The 18,172-nt window shown below is 30.8% G+C and carries 16 protein-coding genes and 1 tRNA gene; 9 read left to right on the top strand and 8 right to left on the bottom strand.

What is annotated here, in order from left to right:
* Positions 1-176 precede the first annotated feature (176 nt).
* From E5167_RS00130 to E5167_RS00110, 6 genes are all read right to left on the bottom strand, one after another.
* Positions 177-1,796: a vitamin K epoxide reductase family protein gene (locus tag E5167_RS00130; protein WP_136839790.1), complete on the bottom strand. Its 1,620-nt coding sequence runs from the start codon at positions 1,794-1,796 to the stop codon at positions 177-179.
* 146 nt (positions 1,797-1,942) lie between these two features.
* Complete coding sequence (locus E5167_RS00125; protein ID WP_136839788.1) at positions 1,943-2,617, bottom strand: response regulator; 675 nt, start codon at positions 2,615-2,617, stop codon at positions 1,943-1,945.
* Between the two features lie 348 nt (positions 2,618-2,965).
* Complete coding sequence (locus E5167_RS00120; protein ID WP_136839786.1) at positions 2,966-3,637, bottom strand: response regulator; 672 nt, start codon at positions 3,635-3,637, stop codon at positions 2,966-2,968.
* Between the two features lie 20 nt (positions 3,638-3,657).
* Positions 3,658-5,379 (bottom strand): tetratricopeptide repeat-containing sensor histidine kinase, encoded by a 1,722-nt coding sequence (locus tag E5167_RS00115; RefSeq protein WP_136839784.1) that lies wholly within the window; start codon positions 5,377-5,379, stop codon positions 3,658-3,660.
* 384 nt (positions 5,380-5,763) lie between these two features.
* A complete protein-coding gene (locus E5167_RS15330) occupies positions 5,764-5,928 on the bottom strand; it encodes a hypothetical protein (protein ID WP_169301338.1) in 165 nt (54 codons plus the stop codon).
* A 219-nt stretch (positions 5,929-6,147) separates the two neighbouring features.
* Positions 6,148-6,873 (bottom strand): LytR/AlgR family response regulator transcription factor, encoded by a 726-nt coding sequence (locus tag E5167_RS00110; protein ID WP_136839782.1) that lies wholly within the window; start codon positions 6,871-6,873, stop codon positions 6,148-6,150.
* Between the two features lie 251 nt (positions 6,874-7,124).
* Between E5167_RS00110 and E5167_RS00105 the strand changes: the two genes are divergently transcribed.
* Both E5167_RS00105 and E5167_RS00100 read left to right on the top strand, forming a co-directional pair.
* Positions 7,125-7,982, top strand: coding sequence for a hypothetical protein (locus tag E5167_RS00105; protein ID WP_136839780.1), 858 nt, complete (start codon positions 7,125-7,127; stop codon positions 7,980-7,982).
* Positions 7,983-7,985: 3 nt separating this feature from the next.
* Positions 7,986-8,516 carry a hypothetical protein gene (locus tag E5167_RS00100; protein ID WP_136839779.1) on the top strand — a complete coding sequence of 177 codons (531 nt, stop codon included), beginning with the start codon at positions 7,986-7,988 and terminating at the stop codon, positions 8,514-8,516.
* Positions 8,517-8,726: 210 nt separating this feature from the next.
* Here the strand turns inward: E5167_RS00100 and E5167_RS00095 are convergent.
* Positions 8,727-8,799 (bottom strand) — tRNA-Phe (locus E5167_RS00095).
* A 96-nt stretch (positions 8,800-8,895) separates the two neighbouring features.
* Between E5167_RS00095 and E5167_RS00090 the strand changes: the two genes are divergently transcribed.
* The 7 genes from E5167_RS00090 (at position 8,896) to E5167_RS00060 (ending at position 16,748) form a co-directional block, all read left to right on the top strand.
* On the top strand, positions 8,896-9,627 hold the full coding sequence (locus tag E5167_RS00090) for a type III pantothenate kinase (protein WP_136839777.1): 732 nt from the start codon (positions 8,896-8,898) through the stop codon (positions 9,625-9,627).
* Positions 9,624-10,922: a hypothetical protein gene (locus E5167_RS00085; protein ID WP_136839775.1), complete on the top strand. Its 1,299-nt coding sequence runs from the start codon at positions 9,624-9,626 to the stop codon at positions 10,920-10,922. Before E5167_RS00090 ends, E5167_RS00085 begins: the two co-directional genes overlap by 4 nt.
* Before the next feature lie 18 nt (positions 10,923-10,940).
* On the top strand, positions 10,941-12,332 hold the full coding sequence (locus E5167_RS00080; protein ID WP_136839773.1) for a hypothetical protein: 1,392 nt from the start codon (positions 10,941-10,943) through the stop codon (positions 12,330-12,332).
* Between the two features lie 3 nt (positions 12,333-12,335).
* Positions 12,336-12,890 carry an LPS export ABC transporter periplasmic protein LptC gene (lptC, locus tag E5167_RS00075; protein ID WP_239021908.1) on the top strand — a complete coding sequence of 185 codons (555 nt, stop codon included), beginning with the start codon at positions 12,336-12,338 and terminating at the stop codon, positions 12,888-12,890.
* A gap of 53 nt (positions 12,891-12,943) precedes the next feature.
* Positions 12,944-13,135, top strand: a complete 192-nt coding sequence (locus E5167_RS00070; protein WP_136839771.1) for a hypothetical protein — start codon at positions 12,944-12,946, stop codon at positions 13,133-13,135.
* Positions 13,136-13,137: 2 nt separating this feature from the next.
* Positions 13,138-14,424 (top strand): hemolysin family protein, encoded by a 1,287-nt coding sequence (locus E5167_RS00065; RefSeq protein ID WP_136839769.1) that lies wholly within the window; start codon positions 13,138-13,140, stop codon positions 14,422-14,424.
* Positions 14,425-14,600: 176 nt separating this feature from the next.
* The gene (locus E5167_RS00060) at positions 14,601-16,748 is read left to right on the top strand and encodes a peptidylprolyl isomerase (protein WP_136839767.1); all 2,148 of its coding nucleotides are present in this window, start codon (positions 14,601-14,603) and stop codon (positions 16,746-16,748) included.
* Between the two features lie 53 nt (positions 16,749-16,801).
* Here E5167_RS00060 and E5167_RS00055 read toward each other — a convergent pair whose 3' ends face one another.
* The gene (locus E5167_RS00055; protein WP_136839765.1) at positions 16,802-18,106 is read right to left on the bottom strand and encodes a GYDIA family GHMP kinase; all 1,305 of its coding nucleotides are present in this window, start codon (positions 18,104-18,106) and stop codon (positions 16,802-16,804) included.
* Between the last annotated feature and the right edge of the window lie 66 nt (positions 18,107-18,172).

Raw genomic sequence — 18,172 nt, 5'->3', positions numbered from 1 at the left:
TAATACTTTGTTGTTCTTTTTTGTTTAGTGTTTTAGTACCTTTTAATTTTTGCAAATGTTTTATAATTAAAATTTTTAAATAATATATTTGCTGTGAACATTTAGAGACACTCACAGTTTGTGTCTGCCCTTCGCGAAAGGATATGTTCTGGAGCCTAGTTAATTCTAGGCTCTTTTTATGTTGTTAGTTTTAGCTCTTCTGTACTAATGGTATTTTCTTCATAAAGTGCTTCTATAAAATAAATTAAATCAGCTCTGTCATATTCCTTAGGATATGTTTTGCCATTTATTAAAATTACTGGTGTAAAGTTTAAATTGTTGTTAGTACACCATTCTTGTTCCTTTTTAAGTTCTTCGAAAAACAATGCTATATTATTGCAATTTCCAAACTCGTCTAGCCATGCATCTGTTTGTTGCCCTTGGTATATGCTGTGCATCGCCCTTAAGCAAACTGCTTCACCGTTGGTGTTATAAATTTCAATGAGTCTGCTGGCTATTTTTACAAGATTATTTTCAGGATAATCAGTGTTGGCGTTAAAACGAATGCTTATGGCTACTCTATCTGAATGTTTTTTAAGGATGTCTTCTATTACACTATGTACAGGTTTACAATGTCCACAAAAAGGACTTGTAACAATTACTATGTTTAATGATGAATCAGCATTTCCAAAAACAATTTCAGAAGCATTATATATAGTCGTGTCAATAGTTTTGGAAGACTGCAATAGTGAGTTAAAAATATTGAAGTTTCTTTTAAATTTAAAGAGGTCTATTTTTACTTTTTTAAGCCCTTGAAACTCGTCTAAATTATTTGCTAACAAATGCCAAAGGGTTAACGCCAATAAAAAACCTAAGCTATTTACAAGCACAACACTAATAGACCATGAGGCACTCGTAATTGTATCCACATTAAAAACGATTAACGCAGATTGTATCCATAATATAGCCACAACACTCATACAAAGCAAACACCATTTTTTTAGTATTACAGCTTGATAGTAAATAGAGTAAAGTGTTATAGGTACAGAAAGTAATATTAATGCAAACGTAAACGACGCACTTATGTTAAGCGTTGAGGTGAATAACATACTTAAGGATAGTCCAGAGAAAAATATTAAACATAGGTCACTTAGTTTATAGAGATTGAATATGTTAGCTCCCTTAGATGTTAAAACGGCATTGCAATCTTTTTTTTCTGATTCGCCCGAACAGAAAGCATTTCCTATTATGTTTTGTATGCCTTGTTCTTGTTTTTTTAATGCAACACTAATAAATAGCCCTAAAATGCTAGATATAAAAATTAGTATATAGATTAAACTAGGTTTGGCACTAAAGAACAAACTTAAAACTATTAATGAAGATACTATTATTAAGCTGTTTTTAATGACTTTAGCTGAGTTATTTTTCTCTTCAACTAAATCAGTTTTTTCTACTGCGACCATGACACCAGTAAACATGTCTAAAAACTCAGAAGCAGAAAGTTTTTGCTTTTTACTTTTAGAGGTGGTGATTTGATAATAAGGGCCTTTGTTATTAACTATGGCAAACTCTTTACTTTGATTTTTATGTAGTATTTGCGCTAAAAACACTTTTGGGAGCTGCTTTAAAGTATCCTCAGTATCAGGAACATCTAAGGCTAAATTATCTACATTAAAATGATCTAACACACCAGTTACGGCATGTAAGCTAGGATACGAAGGATGGCTTTGTATTTGAAATGCCAACTCCTTTTTGTCTAAACTAATATTGTTGTTAATTAATAATTGATTTACGAGATAGGATAATGAATCTTTCAAAATGAATATAATTTAATTACTCTAATTTGTTTAAAATGAACAGTTGAAAACTGATTACTTAAATAAGAGGAATTAAATTAATGGTAATATTTATTAGAGAAGTAAGGTTAGGGCTTAAATAAATTAAGGTAAAAACTTATCTGTTTTTAGATAAACCCTTTTTCTTTAGCTCCTTGTATAAGTTGTCTGTCGTCTCTGGATGAGACATTAAAAATATCTAACAAGCGTCTTTTTCTATTTTCAATACCACCAAGAGAAAGGGGTAATAGGTTTGGTAATTCGTTCATTTTAGTTCCTATAGATAATTCATAGAGAATTCTCCGGTCATAGGCATCTAAAGTGATATCATTAGTTAATAGTATGCGAATAAGCTTTGACGAAGTTTTACAATAGTAAGTTTCATCATTCAAAACAGATTCAATAGCTTTTAAAAATTTTTTTGGAGTAAGGTCATTTTTTACCATTAAAGCATCAGGATCCACATTTTTAAGGATGGAGTTCAATCTTAAGTTATCATTAAAAGAGGTGATTACAATTATTTTTACATCTTCAAATTGATTTCTAATCCTAATACCTAAATCTTCGCCAGATAATATATTACCATCTTTTGATGGTTTTAATCTTATGTCTAAAAAAACTAAATCTAAAGTCTCATTTTTTGGATACCTATCCAAGATATTAATAGCTCCGTCACAAGTAGTTGCTACCTCAATTTTAAAACTCAAATCTTTTGAAGAAGATTCTGATTGGTTTAATGCAATTTTGGTAGCTTCTACAATTAGTGGATGGTCATCAATTATTAATGTGTTTATTGATATCATGATATGGGAAATTATAAAACAACCAAAATGTGAACTTTAGTTTCATTTTTAGGTGATGACTAAATTAATCAATTCCTTTTTTATGGAAAAAGGTTGTTTTATAATTAATTGTATGTATTAGCATACTTTATAATATATTTCATATGCCACATGAATGATTCTAAAAAAATAAATTTTAAGTCATTTTTTATTGCGTTCCAATTAATGAATATCCTTAATTATATTAATGAATATCCTTAGTTAGTAAACAAACTATCTCATTAATATTGTCCTCAATTAGGGAGAGTCTTAAATGATCTGTTAAGGCTTGTAGGGATATGTGAATACATGTCCCTTTTTTATGAATGATTAAATAAACCCTTTTTCCTTGGCCTTAAGAATTAGCATTCTGTCATTTCTTGAGGAAAGGTTAAAAGCCTCATAGAGTTTTCTTTTACGATGTTCAACGCTACCCATGGACAAAGGAAGAATCTTTGGAATATCTTTCATTTTGGTGCCAATAGATAATTGATATAGAATACCTCTGTCTAAATCGTCTATAACGATATCATTTTTAATTAAGGTGCGTAATAATTTAGAGACAGTGTTACAATAATAAGTTTCTCCTTTTAAAACAGTTTCAATTGCTGTTTTAAGACTTTGAGAAGTAAGATTTGTTTTAACCATTAAACCGTCAGGATCAAGATTGTTTAAAATACTATTTAAGCGAAAGTTATTATTGAAAGAAGTAATGACAATAATTTTAATATTGTCAAATTTATTTCTTAGGAGCAATCCTAAATCTTCCCCTGACAAAACGGTTTCATCTTTTGAAGGATTAATTCTTATATCAAGAAAAACTAAATTAAGTTTATTGTCATTAATCGGGTCGTTAATAATGTTCAAGGCTTCATCAGCATTTTTTGCCTTTTGTATTACGAAGTTATAATTACGATTGTCTTTTGAAATCTCATCTAGTGCAATCTCATTTACCTCTACAATAATAGGGTGATCTTCAATTATAAGCGTATTAACTACCATAGGTTTCTCATTGATCCACGTTAATTATTGTCTAAAGTAATAATAACTTTGGTTCCAACAGAAGGTTCTGAAGTGATTATTAACTTACCTCCAAATCTGTTTACCCTTTTGTTCATGTTTTTAAACCCAATTCCTTTACTAGATTTTGTAACATTGAATCCTATACCATTATCAATAATCTCTATTTTCAATACATCTTCGGTTTGAGAACATATTACTTTAAATTCAGTAGCTTTTGAATGTTTCAGCGTATTCATATAAGACTCTTGAATAATTCTAAAAATATCAATTTTCACCTCTGTATCAATAGTGTTCCAATTAATCCCCTTATCATAGACAATTTCAACATTCATTAATTGGTCAATATTAATATTATCCAAATAAGTTTTGATGGTTGCAATAAAATTGGATTCTGATCGCTGTGTATTGGATTGTAGTCGATGCGAAATATCCCTTATTTCTTTTTCTGCTTGCATGAACTCATCAAGATATTCATTGAACTTATCTTTAGTTTCATCGGACCCTTGAAGATCTAGAAAACCAAGTTTCATTCTGATACCATACATGCTACCCAGAATATGGTCATGCAATTCTTCTGATATTCTCGTACGCTCTTGAATCTTCCCTTCTTCTAACTTAGATTGTTGCTCTAGCATCAAGTTGTAGATTTGCTCTTTGTCTTTTTGTTGTTCTTGTTCAAGTAATAGCTTTCTGTTTTTAAATTTTTGTCTAATGATAAAAATAGACGCTCCTAATAGGAGAATCAAAACAAATCCTATTAAAGAGATTAGCTTTTTTTCTAGTGAGAGTTTTTCTGTTTGCTCTATAAATTGATCGGTTTCAAAACGAATACGTGTAAACTTGTTGCGTATGGCTCGTTCCTCACTTTGTAAGCTGTCATTAAGGGTTACATACTTTGTTAAATATGTGCTGGAGTTAGGTGTGTCTAACTTAGAAAGCAATTTTAAAGCAGCTAATTGGTCTCTATGATTATTAACACTTAGAGCCAAATCGTGAGCATCTTGCGCAAAAGTAATTGCTTTGGTGGTGTCTTGTTTAAAGGCATAATATTCTGAGAGATGGAGTTTGCTAAGGGCTATGCCTGAGATATTATTCATGCTATCTCTTATTTTGAGAGCTTTTAGGAATTCTGACTCAAGATTTGCATTCTTATTAAGAAGAAACTTGCTATAGGTAAGGTTATCATAAAGTCTAGCGTATAGAGCTCTATTTTTAACTTTTAAACTGTCATTTTTTAAAGCTTTTTCAAAATTCTTGATAGCTTCTTTATTATCACCTTTTTTCTGAAGTGCCAAACCAATGTTATTAAGACTGATTTCTTTAAAGTTCCATTTGTCTTTAATATCTTCTAAATAAATTAGAGCTTTATTATGAGATTCTGTAGATTTATTAAATTCTTTGAGATAAGAATAAATTACTCCTAAGTTATTATAGCTCAAATAAAGGTTGTATTGATGTTTCTGCTTATCAAATTTAGAGATTGATTGAAATGAAGTTATTTCAGCACCTGTATAATCTTTTTTGTCTTTCTGAATTCTTGACATATTGTATAGCAATCTACCAGAATAAAAATCGTTTCCAATGTCATCATATATTTTTGCCGCTTTCGAAAAATGATAAAATGATTTATCTAACTCTTCAATCCTATCGTAAAAATTACCAAAATTCCAATGAGCTTGTGCTATTCCAGCACTGTCATGCAATTTTTCAGCAAGCTTCATGCTTTGAGTATTTCTTTTAAAAAAATTAAGTGAGTCGTTAACTTCAAAATATTTAAAAGCAATACGAGATAAGATTTTTACTCTCGTAGAATCATTCAAATAAGTACTCAGTTCATATGCTTTTCTTAAGTAATCTTCTTGGATGCTGGTTTTATTAAGAAAATTTCTAGTATTGAGTATGGAATTTATTGAATCTAGCTTTACTTGAATTTGATTGGGACTGTTTTTAATACTCCTTTTGCATCCGAACACAAAAAAAATGGATAGAGATACAATAATTATTCTTATAGTGAAATTCAAGTTATTATTCAATTTCAAAAGTTAAAAAACTACTCTAAATATACATAGTTTATTTAAAGTAGTTTTAATAATAGGTCAATATTCTTAACTTCCTCCGTTTCCTGTATCTGGAGGAGTTCCATCATCATCCGTTGCTTGAACGTCTTCAATCTTATTTAATTGAGTGTCATCTTCAATTTCATCAACGGTACATGAAGAAAATAAGGTTAAACAAAAGATTAGGGCAAATAAATTACGTGTCAATTGCATGGCATTTCGTTTTAAGTTTTACAAATGGTTTTGTGAGCCAGATGCTAGCTGTAGCTCGAAATGCGCGCATTAATAATTTAAAAATCAAACTTTTATGATTCTTAAAATAGAAGCTTCAAGATCTAAATTATTGTATGGTTTTTGTGTGACCTAAGGTTTTGAGTAGCCTTTAGTGAAACGACCACTTCTATGAGTGAAATGGTCATATTTGAGAGGGAATTAATTAAGGCTTAGCACTGAAGATTCAGATAAAGACCTGGTCAATCTTTCAATATTGTTCATGTAGGTCTTAGTGAAAGGGATGCTTTCTGCTATATCTCTTACTGAACACATATTTTTGCCATAGTTCACACGATTTACATAGTCTATATTTACGATGTAACTTTTATGGATCCTAACAAAATTACTTGGGAGTAGGGTTTCAAAGGTTTTTAGGGTTTTGTAGGCAATCACGGTAGATCCATTGGCTAGAATAAAGTCGGTAGAGTTATTATCTGCTTTTAAAAGTACAATCTCTTCAGTATCGATATAGTGGTAGTCTTTATAGGACTTTAGGCACAGATTTTTCTTAACTCTTTTAGAATTACATTTTTTTTTAAAGCGTAGGGCCGCTTTTCTTAGTTCAAGTTCATTAATCGGTTTTATTAAATAATCAAAGAAGTTGTTCTTAATGGCAATATAAGCCATGTCTGTGGTAGTTGATAAAGCTATAAATTTAGGAGGGTTATCCAAATATTGTTTGATCTCATTTATGTGGCTAAAGAGGTTGTTTGATTGGTCGAAATCAACCAATAATAGTTTAGGGTACTCCGTATAGATAATCTCTTGTGATGCCTCAATTGTGGCTGAGGTTCCTAAATACTTGAAATCAGGAAACTCATCAAACACCCTTTTAATATCCGATGCAATTTTTTTATTGGGTTCTATGATAAAGTACGTGCACATAAAAGCGTCATAGTCTGAAATGTGAACTTATAAAACACCTTAAACTTTAGGTTAATGAAAGTGCTTAATATTATTAAGGAAAACCATTAATCGAAAATGAAGGGATTGAAATATATTTCATTCAGGAATAAATGATAAAAATTACAGCTTTGTAACTATAGCAGAATGTTATGGGTTGTTGATTTATTCATTTAGTCAAGTTGCTCTCAAGCTCGACAACCCCACAAACGACATAATATAAAAAATAAAGAATGACTACAAAATCAAGAAAAATAGGGTTTTATTATCTGACATTGATTTCTGGAAATACAACAATCGACAACGCTTTAAACGAAACTTTAAACTATATTGACAACCTTTCTAAAGTTGATAGAAATAGGACTATCAAAAGCCCTAAATTCGGGTTTTTAGATAACATAAATTCAAATTCTCAAAGAACAAAACATAAAATAGTTTTTAAAAGTGCTTCTCATAGTTTTAGACCACCTTTAGTGCATCGTGATACAATTGCAGAACGTGAAAGTCCAAAAAGTATGGAGGAAGGAGAAACTCAAAAAACTCATTTAGTAACTAAAGCAATAAATGGAGATGTAATTGTACTTTTAGAAAAGCATCAAGCTGGATTAAATATGAATCAAATTAAGAACTATCTTAATTATTTTGCAATGACATTAGATGTTGAAACTCAAATAAGATTTGATTTTGAGACAATTGCGAAAGACAACTTTTTAGAAGAAGTTGAAAATTTATCCAGAGTTGTTAGTGCGGACGTTTATGTAGACAAACAGCTTTTAGGTAGCGAAGTTCTTGATTATTCAGAAAGAACAAGTACAGTAAAACATGAGGTTGTAGTTTCGGTAAAAGCAAAGAATAGAAATACAATAAGTGACTTTGCTCGTGATGTTTATGCTAAATTAAATAGTGGTCAAAACTCAATTCAAAGATTAAGGGTGGTTGGTCGTAATAATGAAAATAATGTTGTGAAAATTAATACAGACTTTATAGAACGTCAAGAGTATGTTAGACCTATAGTTAATCAAGTTACTGGAGAAATAAGGTCAAGTGACTTATTCAATGAAATGGAGAGTGCTTTACAAAACTTTAACTAATCTATGTATTTAGAATTTCTTTTACTAATTACCGATTATTTTCGAACAGTATCAAAAAGGATTTTCTTTTTTGAATGGTTGTTCCCTTTTCTAATTGGAGTTGGAGTTTTTCTGCTTTTATTTTTTGGTTCATCAACTTCTGCTACGATAGTATTTAAAGATAACGCTATAAATCTTTTAGGAATTTTAGTTGGGTTTTCAATAACAATTATAACAATTCTAACAACAGGCCAAGGTCAGAATTTAGATGAAATTAAAAACAAGAAAACGAAAATTAAAATCAATAAAGAAAAAATAACTTTATTTAGACTTTTACTAATAAATTTCACGTATTCAGTAATAATAGAAGTTGGGCTTATAATAGGCTGTCTAATTTATCCATTACTAATTGAAAATATTGAGTTTAATGAAAACTTAAAATATGTTGGATTTTCGATTTTGGTCTTTTTAATTTTACATATAATGCTTTTAACAATGCGGAATTTGACTGACTTTTATTTGATTTTGGTAAAGCCAACGAAAAAAAGCCAATAGTTAAGAATGTATATGATTTATTGCTAATACTCGTCTACTTCTAAAAACTCGCAATACTTTCAGAATCCTTATTTAAAAAGTCGTCTAGGGTAGATAACTCAATGATTGAAAATATAAATGAAGGGACAGGCCAACTATTTTAATAGCACCCCAATCGGCACCCTAAAAAATAAAAAACCCTGAAAACAGTAATGTTTCAGGGTTTAATTGTGGTACCTCCAGGAATCGAACCAGGGACACACGGATTTTCAGTCCGTTGCTCTACCAACTGAGCTAAGGTACCTCGCCAAAGCGGATGCAAATATATATTCTATTTTATTATTCCGCAAAATAAAAAGATAAAAAATGGTTTTGTAAATTTACATCTTTTATTTTGCTTATGAATTTAATTATTGATGTGGGTAATACTAGTGTAAAACTAGCTGTTTTTCAAAAGGGTACAATAATCTGTAAAGAGGTTGTCGATATAGATAAAATTGAAGTAAAAATTCAAGAACTTAAAAACAAACACCCACTTTTAAGCAAAGCAATCATATCTTCGGTTGGTAATTTAAGTCAATCTCAACTTGTAAATATTACAAAGCATATTAAAACCATTGTTTTAAACCATAATGTTAAAGTGCCTTTTAAAAATAAGTATAAAACACCAGGTACTTTAGGTGTAGATAGAATTGCCTTAGTAAGTGCAGCTGTTTTAAAACATCCAAAAAAAAATGTATTAATTATTGATGCAGGCACTTGTGTAACCTACGATTTTATTAATTCAAAAAACGAATATTTAGGAGGTGCTATTTCACCTGGAATATCAATACGTTACAAATCATTAAATAATTTAACCGCCAACTTACCGTTATTGAAAAGAAAAGCACCTAAAAAATTAATTGGGAATTCTTCAATAGAATCTATTCATTCAGGCATTATTAACGGAATTTTAATGGAAATAGATGGGATAATTAATAAATACCAGAAGAAATACAAAGATTTAACAGTTATTTTAACAGGAGGAGACTCAGATTTCTTGTCAAAGCGATTAAAAAGTAGCATATTTGCGAACTCAAATTTTCTTTTAGAAGGTTTGAATTTTATATTGGAATTTAACTCAAACGAATGAGAAAACTACTTTGTTTAATAATTTTAGCATTTTTTGCATTAAACATACATGCCCAAGAAGGCACCACATCTCCTTACTCTTTTTATGGAATAGGAAGCTTAAAATTTAAAGGAACTGTAGAAAATGTGAGTATGGGAGGATTAAGCATCTATACTGATAGTATTCATGTTAATTTGCGCAACCCAGCCTCTTACGCAGGAAGTTTTCAAAATAGTGATGGTGAAGGGCAAATTATTAAGTTTGCTGTAGGTGGTAGTAGCTCTAATACAACCTTAAAAACTAACTCAGCTTCAGATAAAACCAATGCCACTACTTTTGACTATTTAGCATTATCACTTCCTATGGGACGATTAGGTATGTCTTTTGGATTGATGCCTTATACATCAGTTGGATATAAGTTAATTTCAGTTAAAGAAGAAAATATATTAGACTACAGATATAATGGAGAAGGTGGTTTAAATAAAGCCTTTTTAGGTATTGGATATTTAATTTCCGAAAATTTAAAAATAGGTATTGATGCTAGCTATAATTTTGGTAATATTGAAAATAGTGTAGTTAATTTTAGATATGACGATGAAGGCGACCCTTTGTTATATCATAGTAAAGAAGTTAACCGATCAGAATTAAGTGGTATAAATTTTAATTTAGGGCTGTCATATACACCTATGATTAGCGAAAAGCTACAACTAACATCATCTTTAAGTTTTTCTCCAAAAGCAGATTTAACATCTACAAATCAAAGAAATTTCGCCACAGTAGTAATAGGTAACACCGGACAAGATATAACAGTTAATGAAATAGAGGCCGACTTAGAAGCTCTTAACCTAGATAAAACAGTATTAACCTTGCCAACCAAAACAGCATTTGGATTAGGTTTAGGAGAAAAAAGAAAATGGTTTTTAGGAGCCGAATACACATTTTTAAAGACTAGTGAGTTTTCTAACGAAATTTTTAGTTTCGATAATACAACTTACGAAAATGCTTCAACAATTTCAGTTGGAGGATTTTTTATACCACAGTATAATTCCTTTAGTTATTGGAAAAGAGTAGTGTATAGAGCAGGAATGAGGTTTGAAAATACAGGGTTAAACATACAAAACGAATCAATAAACGAGTTTGGCATGTCTTTTGGAGTAGGTTTGCCAGTTGGAAGAATGTTCAATAATGTAAATATTGGATTAGAAGTAGGACAACGAGGAACTATAAAACAAAATTTAGTAAAAGAAAATTTTGTAAACTTCCAAATAAGTCTATCATTTAATGATAGATGGTTCCAAAAAAGAAAATTTGACTAATTAATAACTAATAGAATTATGAAGACGAAAATTACACTGTTAATAGCGATGCTGTTTTTAGGCTTTAATGTATCATTTGCACAAAGTGATCAAGAACTAGACTTGAATACATTGTCAATTTTTAGTGAATATGCTAAAGCTAAAAATTATGATGCTGCTTACAAGCCATTTATGGAGTTGAGAAACAGAAACCCTAAGTTTAACTTAGCAATTTATCATTATGGAGAAAGAATTTTAGATCATAAAATCGAAAATTCTTCAGGCAGCGAAAAGGTAGCATTTATTAACGATTTAGTTAAGCTTTACGATGAAAGAGGGACACATTTTGCTAGTAAAACACTTAAAGGTCAATATATGGCAAAATCATGTCAGTTGCAATACGAATTTAAAGACGAGTTGCAAATGACAGATAACCAGTTATACGAGTGTTTTGACAACGCATTTAAAACAGATGCCAAAACATTTAAAAACCCACAATCTTTATATACGTATTTTAAGTTAATGGTAAATTTATATGATGCTGGTAAAAAGCCTGCTGAAGAATTGTTTACAAAATACGATGAAATATCTGAAAAGATAGAAGACGAAATAAAGCATTACACCAATTTGCTAAATAAATATGTACCAGCCGACGATACTGAGGATGAGCCAAAATTAAGTCCAAAGGATGCAAAAAGAGTAAAGTCTTACACAAGTTACTTAAAAGCTTATGATCAAATTTCGTCAGGTATGGATAGAGATTTAGGAGACCGCGCAAACTGCGAGAACCTAATACCACTTTATACTAGAAACTATGAAGCAAATAAAAATGATGGTTTATGGTTGCAAAGAGCAATGAACAGATTGTTTACTAAAGAGTGTACAGACGACCCATTATTTGTTAAAATTGTAGAGCAAAAAAATAGCTTAGATCCAAGTGCTGATACAGCTTATTATATAGGGTTATTAAAAGAAAAGAGTGGCGAAGATACTGAAGCTCTAAAATATTATAATCAAGCAGTTGATTTAGAGACTGATAATTATGAAAAAGGTAAAATTCTTTATAGAATAGCTACTGGATTCAAGAAAAAAGGCAGCTATGGTCAAGCAAGAAATTATTACCAAAAGGCACTTGCTGCTAACCCTTCAATGGGTAAAGCTCATATAGCAATTGCACAAATGTATGCTTCAAGTGCTAAAAATTGTGGTAATGATAATTTTAGTCAAAGAGCTGTATTTTGGTTGGCTGCTCAAGAAGCTAGAAAAGCAGGTAGAGTAGATCCTAATTTAGCTAATGCATCTAGAGATTATGCAGCAAATTACACAGCTAAGGCACCTACAAAAAGTGAAATATTCGAAAAGGGTAATGCTGGAACAACTATAAAGATTGGATGCTGGATTGGTAGAAGCGTAAAAGTACCAAATCTTTAATGAATGAATTCATTAGTAAAACATATAATTAGTACCATGGTCACAGCTTTAACTGTGACCATGTTTTTTTCATGTAGAGACAACTTTAAAGATGTCCAAAATATTGGTCTTCTAAGTAATAAACCTATTACCGAAGCCGATAATATTAATACAAAATATACCGATTCAGGAAAGCTTAAATCTCATTTGGTTAGTCCAAAAATGTTAGATTTTTCTAATCGAGAATTTTCGTTTGTTGAGTTTCCGCAAGGTATCGATTTTACAATCTATGATGACAAAGGAAACAAAAGCAATGTAGTAGCCAATTTTGCAATGATTTATAACGATACCGATTTAATAGACCTTCAAGGAAACGTTATATTAACTACACATACAAACGACACTTTATTTACCGAGCAACTATTTTACGATCAAAAACAAGAATGGATGTTTACTAATAAACCAGTAAAGTTTCGACAAAAAGACCAAATAATGAATGGTACAGGTTTCGATTCAAATAAAAACTTTACAAATGCTAGAGTTTTAGAGATGAGTGGAGTGTTTTATGTAGATGAATAATTGCTATCTTTGTGCAGTTATAATTAACAATAATCACTAAATCATTTTTAGTAATGAAGGTATTACAGCTTTTTCAATATGCGTATTTAATTTTCGCAGTATTATTTTTATACGATGCCATAAGCAATTGGAATGTTGAAGACAAAAGCCCATATTTGTCATTGGCACTTGCGGCTTTAGCAATATTTATGTTCTTTTTTAGAAAGAAGTTTAGAAAGCGTTTCGAAGATAGAGGCAAGCTTTAAGGATGAGTTCAGAGTCCATAATTATTGTTATTTCGTTGTTGTTTTCGGCATTTTTTTCAGGAATGGAAATTGCCTATGTGTCTTCAAACAAAATACACATAGAAATTGAGAAAAAACAAAGCGGAATTCTAGCAAAAATACTTACCAAAATAACAGCTAAACCCTCAAAGTTTATTGCAACAATGCTTATTGGAAATAATATAGCACTTGTTATTTATGGGTTTTATATGGGAGATGTGCTAATGGAGTGGTTTGCTGGAATAAACTCTCAAAGTACTTTTGTTAATTATCTTATTACCGATTTAAATCTATTAACACAAACATTTATAAGTACCATTATTATACTAATAACTGCTGAGTTTTTGCCTAAGGTATTTTTTCAAATTTATTCCAATTTATTACTAAAGTTGTTTTCAGTCCCAGCGTATGTGTTTTACATGTTGTTTTCGTTTATATCGACCTTTGTTATTTGGATCTCAGATGTGGTACTAAAAACCTTTTTTAAAACCGAAGGTGACCAAGTACAATTGGCATTTACAAAAGTTGAATTAGGAAATTATATAAGCGAGCAAATGGAATCTGTAGAAGATGAGGATGATGTAGATAGCGAAATTCAAATTTTTCAAAACGCGTTAGAATTTTCCGAAGTCAAGTCAAGAGAAGTTATGATTCCTCGTACAGAGCTTGTAGGTGTCGAGATTCATGATAGTATTAAATCGCTTAACGAGCTTTTTACAGCTACAGGGTATTCAAAAATTTTAGTATATAAAGATACGATGGACGATATTTTAGGCTATGTACATTCCTTTGATTTGTTTAAAAAACCTAAAACCATTAAGTCTATTATTATGCCTGTTGAGTTTGTTCCAGAAACAATGCTCATAAAAGATGTGTTAAATGTCCTTACTAAAAAGCGTAAAAGTATTTCGGTAGTATTAGATGAATATGGAGGTACTTCAGGAATTATGACTGTTGAAGATATTGTAGAAGAATTGTTTGGCGAAATTGAAGATGAACACGATACTATAGAGCTATTAGAAGAAAAAGTTAGTGATACCGAATTTCATTTTTCAGCACGACTAGAAGTGGACTATATAAACGAAACCTACAAATTAAATTTACCTGAAAACGAAAATTACGAAACTCTAGGAGGCTTAATAGTTAATAGCACCCAAGAAATTCCGCAACAAAACGATAAAGTAACTATAAACAACTATTTATTCGAAATTTTAGAAGTCTCTAATACTAAAATAGACATTGTTTTATTACGTATATTACAAGACGATTAAAAATCCTACAACAGTACAATTAATCCGTTGTTCTGCTTTTATTATTAAGTAGAAAATGGTATTTTCGCGCACGATATTTTATGATAATTAAATAAAGATCAACACCAACTAACAATTATAGATGTTTTGATCTAAATATAAACCCCAAAAAAGGTTACTTAAAAATTTAAATTACAATGGCAATTTTAAATAAAATTAGACAACGATCGTTATTCTTAATCTTAGTAATCGCTATGGCATTATTCTCTTTTGTCTTAGCCGATTTATTTAAAAACACAGATAACTTTTCAAGTAAATCACAAACCGTAATCGCAACAATTAACGGCGAAGATATTAAACGTGATGATTTTATGGCTAAAGTAGAGGCTGCACAACAGCAGTTTGCAGGTTCACTAACTAGCACTCAAGCCATGAATAGAGTTTGGGATCAAGAAGTAAACAGTACATTACTAGAGGCACAATATAATGCTTTAGGAATTTCTGTTGAGCGTGACCAAATGAGAGATTTGTTACAATTAGGTCTTTCTAATTTTGAGGAATTTAAAAACGAAGATGGTCTGTACGACGAAAATAAATTAAACGAATTTATTGCCAATTTAAAAGCCATTTCTCCTGAAACAGCATTATTAGGTGGCTCACCTATAAACTACGAAGCATGGACCAATTATGAAAATGATATGGCAGCTACAGGTAAACAACAAACCTACTTCAACATGGTTAAAGCAGGTCTTTTTGGAACTTTAGCTGAAGGTGAAATAGATTATAAATTGGAGAATGACAAAGTAGATTTTAAGTATGTTAAAATTCCTTTCTCATCAATTCCAGATAGTACCATTACTGTTACACAATCAGATATTTCTAAATATGTAAAAGAGCATAAAGCGCAATACCAAGTAGATGAATCCAGAGACATTCGTTTTGTAGAGTTTAAAGAAGAAGCATCTTTAGAAGATGAAACAGCAATTAAAGATGAATTAATTAAGTTGCTAGAAGATAGAGAGGAATATGTTGAAGCTTCACAAAATACAGAAACAGTAATTGGATTTAAAAACACTACCGACGATGAAGCTTTTCTATCACAAAACTCAGCGTTAAAGTTGTTTGATGATTATATGTTTAAAGCTAACCTACCTGTAGAGCATGCCGATAGTATTTGGAATTTAAATAAAGGAGAGCTTTATGGTCCATATAAAAATGGTAACATGTTTATGATTACTAAGATTATCGACACTAAACAAATAGCCGATTCTGTAAAAGTTAGACATATTTTAATTCCGTTTGCAGGAGCAATGCAAGCCGCTCCAGATGTTGTAAAAACCGATGAGCAAGCAAAAGCAACTGCCGATAGTATTTTAAACGTTGTTAAATCTAATCGTTCTAAATTTCAAGACTTATTAGAATTATCATCTGATGTTGTTAGTAACCAAAATAATGGAGAAATAGAGTTTGCATATACTGCAGGAATGGCTCCTGAGTTTAAGGCATTTTCATTCGATAATAGTGTAGGAGCTTTAGATGTAGTAAAAACAGATTTTGGATATCATGTAGTTGAAATTTTAAGTCAAGGTGATAAGCAAAGAGCAATTAAAATAGGTAATTTGGCTAGAGAAATTGAACCATCTGACGATACTGTAGATAGAGTTTTTAATGAAACTTCTAAATTTGAGATTGCAGTTGCAACAAGAGACTTTAATGAAGTTGCTAACGAAAGTGATTATACAGTAAAACCTGTAAGTGCTGTTAAAGCATTAGACGAAGCAATTCCTGGTTTAGGAAGCCAAAGAGCTATTGTAAGATGGGCTTACGAAGATGGTGTTAAAGTTGGAGATATTAAAAGATTTAATGTTCCTGGAGGTTACGCTGTTGTACAGCTTACAGCGATTAATGCAGAAGGGTTAATGAGTACAGATAAAGCATCGGTTACTGCATTACCAGCTATTAGAAAAGAAAAGAAGGCAGAACTTATTAAAGCGCGTATTTCTGGAGCAACTCTTGAAGATATCGCTTCAAGTGAAAGCCAAACAGTACAAACAGCCTTAGCTGTAAATATGAAAACACCAACAATTTCAGGTTCAGGAAATGAGTCAAAAGTAGTTGGAACTGTATTTGGATTAACTGAAGGAGCGACTTCAAAACCAATTACAGGGAATTCAGGTGTATTTGTAGTTCAAGTAACTAAATTTACACCAGCTGAACCATTACCAAACTATCAAGCAGCAGCCAATAGAATAGGTAATGCTAAATCGGCAACTGTAAATACAGTATTATTGAATGCTCTAAAAGAAGCCGCAGAAATTGAAGATAACAGAGCAACGTTTTATTAATAGGAAATTTGCTTTAATAAATATTAAAAGAGCTTCACGTTGTGAGGCTCTTTTTAGTTTAACACCATTTTACTATATGGTATAACGGTATTATATCCTTTATCTTTAAAATAATTGGAAGGATTGTTGGTTGAGCTCACTAAAATAAAATCACCTCCCCAAGCTCCAAGGCTTTTAATAAAACCATTAAAATCTTTAAAAAGCAAATCTTTAATTGTAGGTTGTTTAATAATAGAACTTATAATGGTTTCATGAGCTTCTATTAGTAAGTTAAATTCCTCTATAGCTGTACATGAAATAATATTTTTGGTAATTGAATTAATCTCCTTAATCTTATCAGAAATAGCCTTTTTATTCTTATTATACTCCATAATCCCTTCACGACTATTCTTCTTTTTATTTAAATGAACAAAGTATAAAAGGTTTTTAAAACTCGGATTAAAATGAACTTCCTTGACATTAGGATAAGAGTTTTCTAACTGATAAGTAATTGGGAAATTATGTTCAGCACATGCAATATCGTAACCACTACCTCCAAAGGTTAATTCTAAAAGTTTAAAAGCATCTACTTTAGCCCAATTAGCAATATTATTAATAAGAGTTGATGAGCTGCCAAGTCCCCAATTTCTAGGAAAATCTAATTTTGTAATAAATTTAAGTCCTTTACCAGATTCAATAAAGTTTGAGAATATTGTTTTGTTTTCTTTATGAATGGTATTTAAAATATTAAGTACTGTTTTAGAAATATCATTATCAAGTAAGGTTTCTTGCGAGTATTCAAATAAAAAGGGAAAGACAACTTGTTCAAATTTAAAGGAAACTTCAAACCATTTATTACCTTCATAATCTAAGCTTGTCCAGACAATCTTATTTTCATTAATATTTTCAACTGTTAAAGATTGACCATACTTAGTCGGAATTGCTAAAGCTAAAGCACCATCTAAAACGGTGTATTCACCTGTGATTAATAATTTGCCATTACTGTAAAAAGAGTACATTTTGTTTGTGTTTTCATGTTTTTTAGGTACCATTTTATTTTTAGTTTTGGAGGCTGAGGTTCTCGAAGCCTCCTTGTCTCTATACGCCATAGCTATTTCTGGAAGTAAATGTTGCTTGTTTTTTATTAGGGCATCTTTTTTTTGCCTGTTCCAACCTTGAATTTGCTTTTCCCTATAAAAGGCATCGTCAATTCTTTGAAATTCTTCTAGATAGACAAGTTGCACAGGAAGGCGCTTTTTGGTGTGATTAGCTCCTTTTCCGTTTTTGTGCTCCATTAAACGTTTTTCAATATCAATAGTGCTTCCTGTGTAGTAAGAACCATCACTACATTCTAGTATATATACAAATCCTTTAGGCATTTATCTAACTTGTTTGGTGTCTTCGAGTGCCTCAGACACCTACTTGATGTTTGGTTCGATGACTGA

Origin of the sequence: Pontimicrobium aquaticum (genome assembly GCF_005047595.1) — a bacterium.
In the GTDB taxonomy this organism is placed as follows: domain Bacteria; phylum Bacteroidota; class Bacteroidia; order Flavobacteriales; family Flavobacteriaceae; genus Pontimicrobium; species Pontimicrobium aquaticum.
Note: the sequence above shows the minus strand (reverse complement) of the source record. Positions and strands in the feature narration are given on the sequence as shown.